Origin of the sequence: Algorimicrobium echini (genome assembly GCF_900115185.1) — a bacterium.
Taxonomy (GTDB): domain Bacteria; phylum Bacteroidota; class Bacteroidia; order Flavobacteriales; family Flavobacteriaceae; genus Algorimicrobium; species Algorimicrobium echini.
In genome coordinates, this window is record NZ_FOVN01000011.1 from 1 (window position 1) to 16269 (window position 16269).

At 31.8% G+C, this 16269-nt stretch carries 12 protein-coding genes; 6 read left to right on the top strand and 6 right to left on the bottom strand.

What is annotated here, in order from left to right; translation table 11 throughout:
* Positions 1-193: 193 nt before the first annotated feature.
* Positions 194-1600, bottom strand: coding sequence for a UDP-N-acetylmuramoyl-tripeptide--D-alanyl-D-alanine ligase (locus BM239_RS14980; RefSeq protein ID WP_092210111.1), 1407 nt, complete (start codon positions 1598-1600; stop codon positions 194-196).
* 205 nt (positions 1601-1805) lie between these two features.
* On the opposite strand from BM239_RS14980, the gene BM239_RS14985 reads away from it, so the two are divergent.
* Positions 1806-2723, top strand: coding sequence for a Ppx/GppA phosphatase family protein (locus tag BM239_RS14985; protein ID WP_143094939.1), 918 nt, complete (start codon positions 1806-1808; stop codon positions 2721-2723).
* Between the two features lie 170 nt (positions 2724-2893).
* Here the strand turns inward: BM239_RS14985 and BM239_RS14990 are convergent, their stop codons facing one another.
* Entirely contained in the window at positions 2894-4225 is a 1332-nt protein-coding gene (locus BM239_RS14990; RefSeq protein WP_092210114.1) for a hypothetical protein, read from the bottom strand.
* Between the two features lie 375 nt (positions 4226-4600).
* Between BM239_RS14990 and BM239_RS14995 the strand changes: the two genes are divergently transcribed.
* From BM239_RS14995 to miaE, 3 genes are read left to right on the top strand one after another with little or no spacing between them, the layout of a single operon-like run.
* Positions 4601-6331 carry a DNA polymerase III subunit gamma/tau gene (locus BM239_RS14995; RefSeq protein ID WP_092210133.1) on the top strand — a complete coding sequence of 577 codons (1731 nt, stop codon included), beginning with the start codon at positions 4601-4603 and terminating at the stop codon, positions 6329-6331.
* Between the two features lie 4 nt (positions 6332-6335).
* Positions 6336-6911, top strand: coding sequence for a hypothetical protein (locus BM239_RS15000; RefSeq protein WP_092210116.1), 576 nt, complete (start codon positions 6336-6338; stop codon positions 6909-6911).
* Between the two features lie 3 nt (positions 6912-6914).
* On the top strand, positions 6915-7496 hold the full coding sequence (gene miaE, locus BM239_RS15005; protein ID WP_092210118.1) for a MiaE family protein: 582 nt from the start codon (positions 6915-6917) through the stop codon (positions 7494-7496).
* Between the two features lie 62 nt (positions 7497-7558).
* Here miaE and BM239_RS15010 read toward each other — a convergent pair whose 3' ends face one another.
* The 4 genes from BM239_RS15010 to BM239_RS15025 all read right to left on the bottom strand — a co-directional run bounded on the left by BM239_RS15010 (position 7559) and on the right by BM239_RS15025 (position 11741).
* Positions 7559-8089, bottom strand: a complete 531-nt coding sequence (locus BM239_RS15010) for a porin family protein (protein WP_092210120.1) — start codon at positions 8087-8089, stop codon at positions 7559-7561.
* Between the two features lie 101 nt (positions 8090-8190).
* A complete protein-coding gene (locus tag BM239_RS15015; RefSeq protein WP_092210122.1) occupies positions 8191-9096 on the bottom strand; it encodes a Ppx/GppA phosphatase family protein in 906 nt (301 codons plus the stop codon).
* A 1-nt stretch (position 9097) separates the two neighbouring features.
* Positions 9098-11158: a polyphosphate kinase 1 gene (gene ppk1 / locus BM239_RS15020; RefSeq protein WP_092210124.1), complete on the bottom strand. Its 2061-nt coding sequence runs from the start codon at positions 11156-11158 to the stop codon at positions 9098-9100.
* 94 nt (positions 11159-11252) lie between these two features.
* Complete coding sequence (locus BM239_RS15025; protein ID WP_092210126.1) at positions 11253-11741, bottom strand: SixA phosphatase family protein; 489 nt, start codon at positions 11739-11741, stop codon at positions 11253-11255.
* Positions 11742-12251: 510 nt separating this feature from the next.
* Between BM239_RS15025 and BM239_RS15030 the strand changes: the two genes are divergently transcribed.
* Entirely contained in the window at positions 12252-12776 is a 525-nt protein-coding gene (locus BM239_RS15030) for a hypothetical protein (protein WP_143094940.1), read from the top strand.
* Between the two features lie 32 nt (positions 12777-12808).
* The coding region (locus tag BM239_RS15035; RefSeq protein WP_092210130.1) for a SprB repeat-containing protein at positions 12809-16269 on the top strand (3461 nt) is incomplete at its 3' end.

Consider the following 16269-nt stretch of genomic DNA (forward strand, 5'->3'; position numbering starts at 1 on the left):
AATAAACAGTGAAGAACCTTTGTCAAGAATTTTGCTACAGCTTAAAATATTAACTTTTAGCAAAATTCTTTTATGCAGGGTAACGTGTTTGTATAAGATTAGTTGCGTGTTTAAGGAACTAATTTAGTAAATAAATACTGACCACGAAAGTCCGCGAGGACTTTCGTAAGTAAGCTATAACCAGCAATTAATTTTATACGGTGTTGTGTGCAGTGTTTTTCTTTCTATAAACTCCATAAATACTTTCCAATTTCTCAACTATAAAGTCAAGCCTTACCGAATTTGAACCTTGAATTAAAATAATATCATCAGCTTGAATTGAATTATAAATTTTTTCGTCTATTAGGTTAGATTTCTTAAAATGATATTTATTAGAAACGCTACTTTCTTGATTGATATATTTTGCAAAATCTCCAACTGTAATTAATAAATCTACTTTATTTTCTAATGAATTTATTCTTTTTCCAATTAGTTTATGAGCTTTGATACTATGTGAACCAAGTTCTAACATTTCTCCAATAATACAAATTAATCTATGATTTTTTCTTTTCCTTTTTGAAATTGTTTCCAAATTAGCAATTATAGAATCTGGAGCAGCATTATATGTGCTATCTAAAATTATAGCTTGATTATTAAGTTTGATAGACGTTCCACGTCTTTCAGGTTGCTTAAAAGAATTTAATTGTTCAATAATATCGTTTATTTGCATTCCCATTTCTAAACCAATAGCGTATCCTACTGCTGAATTATATGCATTATATTCTCCTGTACAATTATTCAAGATTATTTCATTTCCATTTAGTTTGAATTTTGGAAAAATATTTTGAACTAATTCAATGTCAGAAATATGTATGTCGGAATCTTTGTTAGTTCCATATGATATAATTCTACAGTGACATTGATTTGAAATTAGTTCAAAAAACTCATCGTCTCTATTTAAAATAGCGATACCATTACCATCCATTCCTTGAAAAATTTCGGCTTTTGCTTTTGCAATATTTTTTCTTGATTTTAGAATGCCAATATGTGAAAGACCAATATTTGTTATAACACCAATATTAGGTCTAGCTATTTTTGACAAATAATTAATTTGGTTAAATCCACGCATACCAAATTCAACAACAGAACATTCGTGATTTCTTTCAAGTCTTAATAATTCAATTGGTAAACCTAACTGATTGTTGAAATTTTTTCTGCTTTTGTGAGTTTTAAATTTTTTTGATAAAATATGAGCGATTAATTCTTTTGTAGTAGTCTTACCAACACTGCCTGTAACAGCAATTAAAGGCGTCTCTAATCTACATCTCCAGATTCTCCCTAAATCTCCCAATGCCATTTCTGTTGAAGGAACAATAATCTGTGGTATTTCAATGTTTGGTATTTCTCTTTCAACTATAGCAGCAATAGCCCCTTTTTTTTGTGCTTCTATTACAAAATCGTGTCCATCAAATTTTTTACCAATCAAAGCAACAAATAAAGTTCCTTCTTTTACTTCTGTTGATATTTGGGTTACATTTGAAATGTAATCCATTGCTGATATTGATTTGTTTGGTCTTCCTCCAATAGCTACACTAGCTTCAAATAATGGTATTGTTATCATAATAATTTCTTTTTAAATGTTAAAATTTTAAAACGGAAAATATTAGAAACAGGTTTTAACTTGAGTTAAAATTTAATTTTGAAATAAAGAAAAAATGAATAAAAGTTAAAACATTTAATCGTATTAAGAATATACGAATGAAGTTTCTAAAATAAGTTAGGTGCTGCCTGCCTAAAGTTTGATACAGCTTTTAAAATGTTTTACTTTGCATCAAAAATACAATTTATTTTTAAATAAAAAAAATATGAGTTACTTTAATATAATAGAATTGAGTTCTAACTCATTGAAGGTCATAAGTGCAAATGAAAACAAGGTGGTTTACCTTTGCTCAAGTCCAATAAATATAATTGATTTAGAAACAGGAAAAATTAATGTAAGAATTTTTAAAAAGAAAATATTAAATAATTTCAAGGATTATTATAAAAACAAGTTGAAATCCAAAAAGTCTATTTGTTTTATGACAGGTATTTATTGTAATTCAAGTAACTCTAATACAATAAAAGAAATTTTGAAAGGATTAAATATAAATGTGGTTTCACTTGATTCTAAAGAAGAAATAATGTTAAGTTATAATTCATTGAATTGTATTTCTGAACCAATTATTTACATTGATTTAGGAGGTGGCACTACTGATTTTGCATTCATCAAGGATAACAATATAAAGAAACAAGAAACACTATATTTTGGAGGAGTTCATTTATTGATTTTATTTTTAAATCAACGTTCAGATGATTTTGAAGAAAGAATTGAAATTTTCAAAAACTTAATTACTTCTTTTCTTGCTGTAAATAAAAACCAACTAAAGGAATTATTTACTAACTCTAATTCTGTTGTTATATCTTCAAGTGTCACAAAGAATATTTCCGATGCTTTTTTAAATGAAGAATATTTATTAAAAACTTCTCTTATTAATTATATGGAAGACAAAATGAAAATTAATGCAAAGAATTTATTTAAAACTTATTTAATAGATGAAAATCAAGATTTATTTTTGTTGAAAATTTATTTGACTGGAATATATTTAGATATAATACTGTCAGAAATAGGAATTGAAAAATTTCAAATTAACAGAAGAGGATTACACTATTCTTTAAAAAGTTATATTGATGATTCTAATCTATAATTTTCTAGGATTGTACTGAAGCTTCACATTGCACACAACGGTTTTGTGTATGATTAGTGGCGTGTTTAAGCACCTAATTTAGCAAATAAAAACCGAATAGAAAATCCGCGAGGATTTTCGTAAGTAAGCTAAAACTAGCCATTAATTATACACGTTGTTGGCAGCTGCCTTTATTCTTTTTCAACTTTTTCAGGTGTCACTACTTCTTTATTCTCCTCTTTAAAAAACTTTGACTCCTTTTTGAAGTTTTCATATTCTTTGGTTTCTCTAAACTCTCTTAAAATTGGGAATTCCACTAATCTTTCGATGTTTGTTTGATTTGTTTCAAGTACTATAGGTAATAACTCAAGAATTTTTTCAGTCTCTCCTCTTAATGCATATAACCCTAATTGGAAAACCTCTTTTTTATCAGAGAAGTCAGCTTTATTAATATCCTTTTCTATGGATTTGTATTCTCCAGTTTCCTTTTTGCATAACCAATAGTTTATTTGCGCTATTACTTTGTCAACTGGATGAATTTGTGCGTCTTTAAGTGAAAAGTAACACAAGCCTTCGCAGATTTCCCACCGTGAGTGTAGTAAATTTTCATATACAATATCTCCTAAAATTTCTCCTCTCTTTAAATCTTCTGGACTCAATTTTTTCCATAGTTCTGCTCCAATAAGTATAAAAGCCTTTTGTAATTTGCAAATAGCGTTGTCCAAATAGTCCTTATCAACTATTAGCTTATCATTAATTGATACGCCTTTTCTTTGGCTTTCATCAACTTTCGAAAGGTAAATTGAATTAACAGTTCCACCATTATGTACAAAAAGATTTCTCCTTTGATAAACCTCAATTAATTCATCCATTATGTCGGTTAGATAACCTAGCCCAAGAGATAATTCAGATTTTAAAAGATTAATCCAACTTTCAAAATTACCTCTTAATATCTCATCAATTTTCACGTCAATTAGATATTTCTCTGCATCTTCAATGGAACCAAAACTTTTCAATTCGGTCAAAGTCATTGTCCTTTTTTGAACTCCTGCTGATTCAGGATGTTTATCATAAAAGAAATGAAGTAATTGAGAAAAAAACCATTCCACAGAGCTCAATGAAGAAATCAATGAATTAGTGTAAAGTTGTTCAATATGTTTTTTGTTCTTACTAACATTTTCTAAATGTTTTGATACTTCAGTGTTGGAATTAGCAATCTTGATAGCAAATCCTTTTTCGCCATCTTCATCGTTTTTCTCAAACTTAATCTCAGGAATTTCTTTATACTTTTCATCTAATTCTTTTGTTATTTTTTCTTGAAATTCGATGAACTTTTCCTTATCTTTTTCTTCTATATCTTCTCCATTACTCAAAACTTCTTTGAGCATAGCAGATAAAATTATTGGTTGTATGTGTTTGTCGTGTTCTTCAATTTTTTCGGTCAGAAAAGGGTCAATTAATTCGACAAAGTCTCGAAGTCCAATTAAATTTTCGTTGAAGTCAATTATTTGTTTGTCAAGCATTCGGTTTGTTTTTCAGGTTGCTGCCAACTCATTATATAATTACTTTTATTAAGTATATCCTGTAAAAAAGTCAGGATAAGTATATTTAGTTTGGTACTTATTCTGTAAATATAATTTATTTATTTAAGATAAATTATTAATGTCCAAATTGGCTATTTTTTTTATGAACCAGTGCTTTTTTAAATAATACAATTCCTAAAATTTCTGGGTAAAACTTGTTCCTATGGTTTTCCTATACAGACCTAAAAGCGTTAAAGTACCCTGTTAATAACTCCTATTAAATTAACACGACATTCTTATTAATTTACAACGGAATTTTTAACTTTGTTTTACCGTACGTTTGCAACTAAAATTAAGCAAACCCAACCTATAGCAATGGAACACTTTGTAGTATCAGCACGCAAATACAGACCGCAAACGTTTAAAGACGTTGTTGGTCAGCAGGCTATTACTAATACCTTATTAAATGCCATTGAAAACAATCATTTAGCACAAGGCCTCTTATTTACAGGGCCTCGTGGTGTTGGTAAAACAACCTGCGCACGTATTTTGGCTAAAATGATTAATAGTGATGGTACGGAAAAAGCGGATGAGGATTTTGCTTTTAATATTTTTGAGCTAGATGCTGCCTCCAACAACTCGGTGGATGACATTAGGAATTTAACCGATCAAGTTCGTATTCCACCGCAAGTTGGGAAATATAAAGTTTATATTATAGACGAGGTTCACATGTTATCGCAAGCGGCTTTTAATGCCTTTTTAAAAACATTAGAAGAACCACCAAAACACTGCATCTTTATTTTAGCGACTACCGAAAAGCACAAAATTATACCAACCATATTATCGCGTTGCCAAATTTTCGATTTTAAACGCATTACGGTTAAGGATGCCAAATCGTATTTAAAATACATAGCTGACGAGCAAGGGATAACGGCTGAAGATGATGCCTTACACATCATTGCACAAAAAGCAGATGGCGCCATGCGTGATGCCTTGTCAATTTTTGATCGCGTGGTAAGTTTTTCTGGTAAAAATTTAACACGTCAAGCCGTAACCGAAAATTTAAACGTCCTAGATTACGAAACCTATTTTACCAGTACCGATTTAATCCTTGAAAACAAAATACCTGAATTGTTATTACTATTCAATAGTATTTTAGCCAAAGGGTTTGACGGTCATCATTATATTGCTGGATTAGCATCACACTTCAGAGATTTATTAGTTTGCCAGAATCCGAGTACGGTTGAATTATTAGAAGTAGGCGAAGAAACCCAAGTCAAATATTTAGAGCAATCCCGAAAAGCATCACAAGCCGTCTTATTTGAAGGTATTGAATTAGCTAACGACTGTGATTTAAAATATAAATCAAGCAAAAATCAACGATTATTAGTTGAACTCTGCCTGATGCAACTTGCCTCTATCACTTTTGATGGAGAAAAAAAAAATTCTAAAAACTTTATAATTCCTCCGAGTTACTTTGCTAAAATTGGTATAAAGCCAATTCCTGTTAATAAGGACACTAAAGCCAGTAGCCAACCTGTTAATGCCACAAAATCCAAACCCGTTTCTATTGAAAATAAAACGGTAAAACAATCCGTAAATACTTTTGAAACTAGCCGTCCCACTATTACTATGGATGCCAAAAAGAAAGTCACATCGGGATTATCATTAAAAAGTATTCGCGCTAAAAAAGAACATCAAATCCGCCAAATGGATGTGGTTGTAGATGAAACCGATTTGCCAAAAGACAGTTTCACTGAAGCACAACTTGTAGCCGTATGGAATGTGTTTGTTAAAGAATTGGAAGCAACAGGGAAATTTAATTTGGCTTCTATTTTATCAATTGATGTTCCAAAAGTAAACGGTACAGCTATTCAACTTGAATTTCCAAATGCAACCAATAAATTAGAGGTTGAACGGGAATCGTATGAATTGTTGAGCTACATTCGTAAAGAGCTCAATAACTATGACATTCATTTGGACATGACTGTTAATGAAGAAATGGAAAAACAATACGCGTACACTACTGCAGAACAGTTTGAGAAACTCAAGGAAAAAAACCCTGCCATTGATGTTTTGAAAAAAACCTTTGGATTAGATTATTAATACCATGAAATACACAAGTCTAATAACCATAGTAATTCTAGCCATGACTTTTGGAGCTTGTGATGGTCGAGATAGGCTCCATAAAACACCTCAAGAAGTTTTACATGAAACCAAGTTATTGGATTCCTTTTCTGAACGTGTAAATTACATTCCTGAAAATTATGCAGAAGTGCTAACAGATACCATTTTAGCAAATGGCTTCCATATAAAAATAAAAACCTTTACAGATATGGAAAACAACCTATTGGATGTTACACAAACGGACTCATTAACACATAAAACCTTTTATCGTGATGTTAAAAGTCAGGTTATTATATCTAAAAATGAAAAAGAAATCTTTAATAAAATTATTGATAAATCTTTTTTCACACAACAATATAACAATCATGAGGCCGATTTAAATAGGATGACGCTTCGAGCAGTATTTGTAAATCAAGTACCAGAATTCGAGAAAAAAGAACTAAACGAAGCACAAATAGAATTTTATTATCAAAATATAAAACAAGCCGATTATAAACGAAACTATAGACTCCAAATTCAACCCAACGGAACCTATAAAATATCCAATTTTGAAAATTAAAAGATGCTAGGATTAAAATTGCCAACAGACCCAAGATGGGTTAATATTGTAGAAAAAAATATTGAAGACATTTTAACAGACCATGCGTATTGTGAACAAAAAGCTGCTAGTACTGCTATTTCGCTTATTGTTAGTTTTCCAGAGTATACGGAATTGGTTCAAGAAATGATAGCTTTGGTGAAAGAAGAAATTAGCCATTTTAAAATGGTTCACGATCGTATTTTAGCACAAGGTTGGACTTTGGGTCGTGATAGAAAAGATGACTATGTAATAAAATTGATTACTTTTTTTCCTAAAGGAGGCAGTCGTACAACCCAATTAGTTCACCGGTTGCTATATGCGGCTCTCATTGAAGCCAGAAGTTGTGAGCGCTTTCGTCTACTTTCGGAAGCATTAGAAGATAAAGAATTAGCTGAATTTTATAGAAAACTAATGGTTAGTGAAGCCAACCACTACACCATGTTTTTAGGTTTTGCTAGGCAATATGGTAACCGTGAGGAAGTAGACAAAAAATGGAATGATTTATTGGAATTTGAAGCAGAAATTATGAAAAATTTGGGTACATCTGAAACCATTCATGGATAAATAAAAAAAACTCCAATACTAAAAGCATTGGAGTTCTTAAAAAAATATATTTGGTTAATTAGTTAAATTTTCACACCAATACCTATTTGAATATTTGTGTTTGTAGCTTCCAATCCAACTGGATTATCATCTAAAATATTTGTTACACCGTAATGGTATCTAGCATCAATAAAAATTTCATCGGTAATCATAAACTCTAAAGCGCCAACACCCGAGAAGCTAAAGTTTCTGTAACCATCTTCAAATTCATGCACTTTAACACCAACTAAAGGTCCAGCTCCTAATGATAATCTATCACCAATTCTAAATTTCAGTAAAATAGGTGCTTGTATATAATCGACTCGTAATTCTCTATCCTTTGCTCCTTCGGCTGAAAATTGTATTTCTGGCGCTAATCCAATAGAAGCAGATAAATCATATTCACCAAAGAAACCAATGGCAAATCCGTTACGGTGTTGATTATCAAATGTGGCATCTGGTTCAAAATCTAAATTCGAAATATTATAGCCTACACGAACACCATACATAGCATTTTGTGCATAAGACACTGCTGAAATAATTACAAAAGCTATTAAAAGTAGTTGTTTTTTCATGATTATAAAAGTTTTAATGCAATCTTAAAATTGATTTAGTTGTAGCGAATATAATTTATTTTCTTAAATATAATATAATAAAAAGATAAACTGCATGATTTTTACTGTGTATTGCTTGAAACTGTATCGTAATAGATGCTTTTAATAATACCATCTGCCAATCCTATTTTAGGCACATAAATATCCTTGGCACCACACCATTTCATAGCTGACAAGTAAATACGTGTTGCAGGAATAATAACATCTGCACGATCTTGATTTAAATCCAGTTCTGAAATACGTTCTTCGTAAGAATAGGTTTGTAGCATGTTATAATAAGACGTTAAATAAAAATAAGTTAAAGGTTTACCAATAGCCTTTCCTGAAATCTTGAAAATTTTATTGATGTTTCCACCAGTACCTAAAACATCTATTTTTTCGAAAGTTTGAGTATGGGTTTTAATCCATTGTTCTAATTCATGCCAGGTTTCATTTTTAACAATATCATTTAATAAACGGACTGTTCCTATTTTAAAAGAACGTGATGTAACCGATTTTCCATTGTGTATAACTGTAAATTCGGTGCTACCACCACCAACATCAACATACAAGTAGGTTTTGTTAGGGTCTATATAGGAATTTAAATCGGTTGCTGCAATAATAGCAGCCTCCTCTTCTCCACCAATAATATCAATTTTAATATCGGTGTTTTCTAAAATACGATTGGAAATTTTATCGCCATTACTAGCTTCTCTCATAGCTGAAGTTGCACAGGCTTTATATTTAACAACATTATGAGATTTCATGAGCAATTTAAACGCTTGCATAGTATCTACCAAACGTTCGCCATTGTGTTTTGAAATTTTACCTTTCATAAACACATCTGATCCTAAACGAATTGGTACACGAACCAACGAGCTTTTTTTAAACCGCGTGGCTTTGCCTTTTTCTTCAATTATATTAGCAATGAGTAAACGAACGGCATTGGAACCGATATCTATTGCTGCATATTTTTTAATGGTTAGCATGCTAACTTTTTAATTTGTTTAAATAATAATCATATATTTCAAATTGCGCACGTACTATTGGATCCTTTTTTTCCTTGTATTGGTTATTTTGAGTTTCATTTAAAATACGTGCTTTAACATTAGCACTCCAAAAAATACGGAAATTGTCCAACAGTTCTTGTTTAATATCATTATCATAAATTGGGCAACTTACTTCAACTCTATTTTCTATATTTCTCGTCATTAAATCTGCTGAAGAAATATAAATTTGAGCATCGTTATCGGGTCCAAAAATATACAGTCTGGAATGTTCTAAAAACTTATCCACGATACTGATAACCTCAATATTTTCGCTCATATTGGGTACTCCAGGAATTAAACAACAAATACCACGAACTACCATTTGTATGTTTACACCTGCACGACTGGCTTCGTATAACTTATCAACCATTTTATAGCTTGATAAGCTATTTATTTTCATTCGTATTTGAGCAGGCTTCCCTAAAGTAGCATTAACAATTTGTGCATTTATTAATCTAAAAAATGCTTTTTCTGTATAATGAGGGGACGTAATGATGTGTTTATATCTATATATTTTATAATTAATCTCGAAGAAACTAAATACTTTATTAATGTCTTTTAAAATTTTCTGATTGGCAGTAAACAAGGTATAGTCCGTGTAGATTTTGGCTGTCGATTCATTAAAATTTCCAGTACTAACAAAGCCATATCGTTTAATTTTGGAGTCCTCTTCCCGCTCAATGACACACATTTTGCTGTGTACTTTTAAACCTTGAACTCCAAAAATTAAATGAACACCTTCATTCTGCATTTGTTGCGCATAGTCAATATTGGCTTGTTCATCAAAACGGGCTTGAATTTCAATAGAAACAGTTACTTTTTTGCCATTTTTAGCAGCATTAATTAAAGAACTGGCTACATGTGATATTTGAGCCAATCTGTAAATAGTAATCTTTATAGTTGATACTTTAGGATCTAAAGCCGCTTCCCTTAAAAACTTAACAATGTATGAAAATGTATGGTAAGGTGTGTGAATTAAGTAATCCTTATGAGCAATAGATTTAAAAATACTTTCTTGAAAACTTAATCCTTTTACAGCTAAAGCTTCAATTTTATTATAGAGTAAATCTGTACGCCCAAGACTTGGAAAGTCCATATAATCCCGACGATTGTGATAACGTCCACCAGGAATTTTACTATCTGTAGATTCAATTTTCATTTTATCCATTAAATAGGTTAACGTTTCATCATCTATGGTTTTATCATAAACAAATCTTACCGGTTCTCCTATTTGACGGTGTTTTACGCTATCGGATATTTTTTCAATAAAACTTTTACTTAAATCGCTTTCTAAATCTAACTCTCCATCTCTTGTAATTTTTATCATATGTGCCGAAATAACATCATAATCAAAAATATCAAAAATTTCATCCAGACAATAGCGTAATAAATCATCCAGCATAATGATATAACTTTTACCATTTTGCTCTGGTAAAACCACAAAACGATCCATAGATTTTGAAATCTCAATAAGTGCATATTGATTTTCATTATCCGACATACTCAACTTTACTGCTAAATAAGCTGCGCTGTCCTTTAAATTTGGTAGTTCAACAAAATCACTTAATATTATCGTTACTAATGCTGGGCTTACCTTTTGGTGAAAGTAGTTTTTTATAAAACTGTGTTGAGACGGTTGAATTTTTGTTTCATCAATAATAAAAATGTTTTCGTCTTCTAACTGCTTGTGAATTTTACTTAAAATTTCTAAACTATCACTTTGTTGTTTTATAACTATTTGGGTGATGATATCTAATAGTTCATTGGCTTTTATTCCGCCTAATTCACTTTTACCGCCTTTACCAGCTTCAACTATACGCTTTACCGTTGCGTATCGTACTTTGAAAAATTCATCCAAATTATTAGAAAAAATACCTAAAAAACGAAGACGTTCAATTAATGGAACGGTTTCATCATCAGCCTCCTGAAGTACCCGATCATTAAACTGGAGCCAGCTAACTTCTCTATTAATATAACGGTTTTCTTGTGTTTGTTTCGTCATTAAAAATGTTTAGTTATACTACAAATATATTGTATTGCAAGGAATTTTATGGTATTAATAATTCGTAAAATTGTCTGTGAGAACTTTCAGAAACCTATATTTTTAAATCTTTAGGAAAAATGATTGTGTGGGTCGTACCCTTTTCAATGTCGTTCCATGACTTAACATGAAACGTAATGGTTACCAAGCCACAAGTAGGTACATTCTGAATACTTTCACTACCATATTTATTAACAAAATGTGTAATCGCATCATTATGACCAAATACCAGAAGGTTATTAATATGATTTGGACAGTTTTTAATGTTAAATACTAAATGCTCACCTGAAAAATCATATAATTCATGACTAAATTGGCATATGCTTGAAGGTATTTGCAACTCTTCAATAAAAATTTCTGCAGTAGCTTGAGCCCGAACCGCATTACTAGAAAGTAAATAATCGGCTGAAAATCCAAGCTTGTTAACGTGCTTTGATACCAACTCTGCATCTGAAATGCCTCTAGCATTTAAAGGTCTTAAATGGTCTGGAAGGTTGTACTTCCATGAAGATTTAGCATGTCTAACTAATGTAAGTTTTTTCATATTTCATCGATTAAAAGTAATTTTTGTCGTTTAACTGTTGTTTTAATCAGACAAATGAATTACATTGCACCTGATTTTAAAAAACTAAACGCTATTAATCAACCTAAATTACATCAAAAAAATGACCTATTATTCCCCAAAAACGTAATTTTTTATTACCAGAAATTCTATTAATAGAAAAAAAACACAGTCGATTAATTATAACTATTTACCGACTAAGTGTTTAAGAAAATCCTTTAATCGAATTTATAAGTGATTTAACATTTTTTTTTGATTGAATGCTTTTATCGCATTTTATTTGTTGTGTAAGCTATTAATCAAGATGATCCCAAATCAAACTAAAAAAATTAACCCATTCGCATGCACGCATGCTCTTCCCTCAACAATTTTTAGAAAACTAAATGTATTGTTAAACCCAAAAAAGGTTTAACTACTATTTAAACGATTTAATTGAACTGATTTTATAGCTTTTGAAAACCAATAAGTTAAAAAATTTATACATCAATAATTATGAAAAATAGAATGAACGCAACGCTAACATCCATAATTCTGGTTTGTACGTTATTAGTCGTTTTCACTGGTAGCAGTTTTGCTCAAGAAAACCCTATTTATCAACTTTCAGACCATTCAGAGTCAAATAGACAAAGCATGTCCAGATCTACAAATGCCGTGATTTCCTATCCGGAAGATTTATTATATGATTTGGAACCCTCTATTTATATAAAAAACAATCAAATAGTTGAAGTTACAGAAGGACAAGCACCTAAAGTCTTAAAACTTAAGGACGTGAACTCTTTCAATATATTAAGTTCCAACAATGATTTATTTAAACGTGTGGAGATGATTACTATCAACATCCAATCTGCTTCTGATTTAACACGCCCTTTTAATGTGGATAACATCAGAGGTTTTGGTAGCCTTAAATATATATACTTAAAATGTGAATCTGCTGTTTCAGAAATCCAAATACGAAACTTCATACAACAAGCAGATTCTGAAATAAGTATTTTCTATAAGATATTTAACCGTTCATAAATTTGGTATTAGCTTAAATTAAAGTTACAAAAATGGAAAACCTATACACCTCAAAAACCAAAAATTATAAAGCGCAAATACAATTTGCGTTAGCTGCATGTATGCTATTAGCAGCTACTCTTTATAGTTATAGTCAAGTTCGTGTTAATTTTGAACCACGTACATCTATTTATACCCCTTCAAAAACGATATATAATGTAAAAGGTGATTTTACAATGATGGGGAATACCAACTTAACTTTAGTTAATTATGGTGATAATACGAACAATGGTGGAAATGACATGAGATATGTAGATATTGACAACGATGTTAATACTTTAAACTCGTCATCTGCTACGTTACAGTTTTCACAAGAAAATAATGCCATTCCAGAATGTTCTAATGTCGTTTATGCTGGTTTATATTGGTCTGGTCGTGCTGGATCAAGTAATACATTTACCGTCAGTAAGCAAGTACCAAATGGCAACGTTATTACCCAAACAGTAAACACTACGGATATAATTTATGATGATGAAAATATTGATAATACTAATTACACTTTAGATATTTCAAGTTCTGGAGGAACCTACAGATATACCTTTACACCATCGGGAACAGGGAATACGGTTCAATTTATATACAGAACCTCTGGTAACAATGAAACATTACACGTTTCCGTTAACAATGGTCCTGAAACGCCAGTTTCTACCAGTTCAATTAATGACGACAATGCCTATTTAACGACTCCTTACCAAGTATTTTCAGATTCCAATTACACATTGGAAGTTACCAGATTAAGATTGCAATGGACAGATAGAGCCTATGTAAATGTAAATTATACTGAAACTATTCCTGCATTAACAACAGTTACTAAAAATTACGATAAGCGTAAAGTATCCATAAAAGGTCCTAACGCTAGTAATTATACTCAACTAACTGCAAACGCAAGTGATATTTACTACCCAACTAATTCAGATGATTACATGTATTCGGCTTATGCTGAAATTACAGATTATGTAAGAACAAATGGATTGGGTGAATATTTTGTAGCTGATTTAGCATTAAGAGAGGGAGATCCTGACGGAACCGGATATTATGGTGGTTGGGGAATGGTTGTTGTTTATGAAAATACAAAAATGAAATGGCGTGATGTGACCGTTTTTGACGGTCATGCATATGTGGTTTCTGGTAACAATAATCAATATACAATTGAAGTTGATGGATTTAACTCAACCCAAAACGGAGATGTTAATGTAAAACTAGGTGTCATGGGTGGTGAAGGCGATGTAGCGTTTACAGGAGACACCTTTCAAATTGAAAACAGAAACACCAATACTTATACCACTTTAAGTCACTCTGGAAATAACACCAATAACTTTTTTAAGTCGTCTGTTAATACGGGAGGAAATCCAAGAAACCCAACACTCTTAAATAATACAGGTATAGACATTAGTATGTTTGATATAAATAATACTAACAATGCTATTATTGACAATAATCAGACGAGTACTTCTTTTAGGTATTACACAAATGGTGATACCTACTCTATTTATAATGTTACATTTGCTGTGGATGCCTATATACCAGAATCGGAAGGTATTTTAGCTGCAACAATGATTAATGGAGCACCTGTAGGACCTAATTTAACGGTTCAACCAGGTGATACTATCGAGTATGGTGTTGAAATTAGAAACCGAGGAACAGAAGCTATTAATAACGGTAGATTGGTTATTCCAATTCCTTTTACATCTGCTTTTGTACCTGGAAGTATTTCTTACAATGAATACAATCCGTTATTCCAGTCATCTGCACCTTATTTTGACCCTAATGAAGGTGCCACTGGTGCTGTTGTTTGGGAAATGGCATTTATTCCGTTAAACCCATCGAATTTAGCGGAACTTATGGCTGATATTTCTTTTGAAATCACATCAACTACAGACTGTTCGATTTTAGTTAATAATAATTGTACCCCAAAGATTGTTATTGTCGGTGGAAATATTTCTGGTACAGGCGCTGTCTCGCAAACCAATTATTCGTTACCATTAATTCAAGGATATCAAGAAAACGGTGTCTGTCAAGGTGAACCTAACACAGCTCCAATTGAAATTGATATTGATTCGGAACAATATATTCTAGACAATTGTACTGGTGTATCAGTTCAACGTGATTTCTTCTATTGTAGTTTTGAAGGTAATACCATTCCAGTATCTGAAGTTTCTGGAAACTTCCCTCCTGGTTCACAGTTTTACGATTCCTATCCAATAACACCATCTACAACACAATACAATCAAAATAATCCATTTCCAGCAACTATAGGAGTTTCAACTTACTATGCAATTCCTCCTGGAGAAGGTGGCTGTAACTATATCTTTACTATAGAAGTTAATGACGTTTTAACCACTCCATCAACAAGTAACGTTACCTATTGTTTAGGTGAAACAGCAAACCCATTAACTGCCAATACTTCAGACCCTAACTATGTATTACTATATTATACAGATAATAATCCAGCAACTCCTGGTCAAGTTTCAATAACACCATCTACAAATACTGCTGGTACTTTTACATACTATGTATCCGAAGGCCCTAGTAATACTTGTACTGGAGACCGCACACCTATAACAGTTACAATCCTTGAGCCTATAACAATTACGTTAGAAAGCGTAACAAATACTGGGTGTTCTGGAAATGATATTGGTGCTATTGATATTTCGGTTTCTGGTGGAACTGGAAATTATACCTACACATGGGATGATGCTTCAAATTCAAGCACACAGGATCTCACAGGACTACCTGCTGGAACGTATACTGTAACAGTAAATGATGTCGGTGCTAATTGTTCTGCTACTGATAGTTTTGAAATTATTATTGAAGATACGGCTCCACCTACTATTACAGCTCCTAACGATGTAAGTTTGGAAGGTTGTACGGCTGAAAACATCACAAATGGAGGCTTAACAGCTTTGGCTTTTTCTGAAACTGAAGTTACCATAACGGAAGCTGAATTTTTAGCAGAAGGAGGTACTTTTACTGAAGATCATGTAGATAGCATAACCTATCAAGATATTGCTTCAGGATCATGTCCATTAATTGTTAAAAGAAATTTTACAATTACTGACTCTTGTGGACTTACTGAAACTGCAATTCAAACATTTACAATAAACGCTCCAACAGTTGTAGTGAATACACCTGATAATGCAACCGCTGATGCTTGCGATTATGCAACTCAAGCGGAAGTTGATGCTGCTTTCAATACGTGGTTAAACGGTTTTAGTGTCTCTGGTGGTTGTAATGCAACTGGCAATTACGGAACTCCTACTGCTCCTCTTTTATGTGAAGGTGGTACTACAACAGTAACTTATACCATTACAGATGTGTGTAACCCATCTACTGTAGAAAGAACATTCTCTATCACAGCGCCTGATGCCGTTGTAGTGAATACACCTGATAATGCAACCGCTGATGCTTGCGATTATGCAACTCAAGCGGAAGTTGATGCTGCTTTCAATACGTG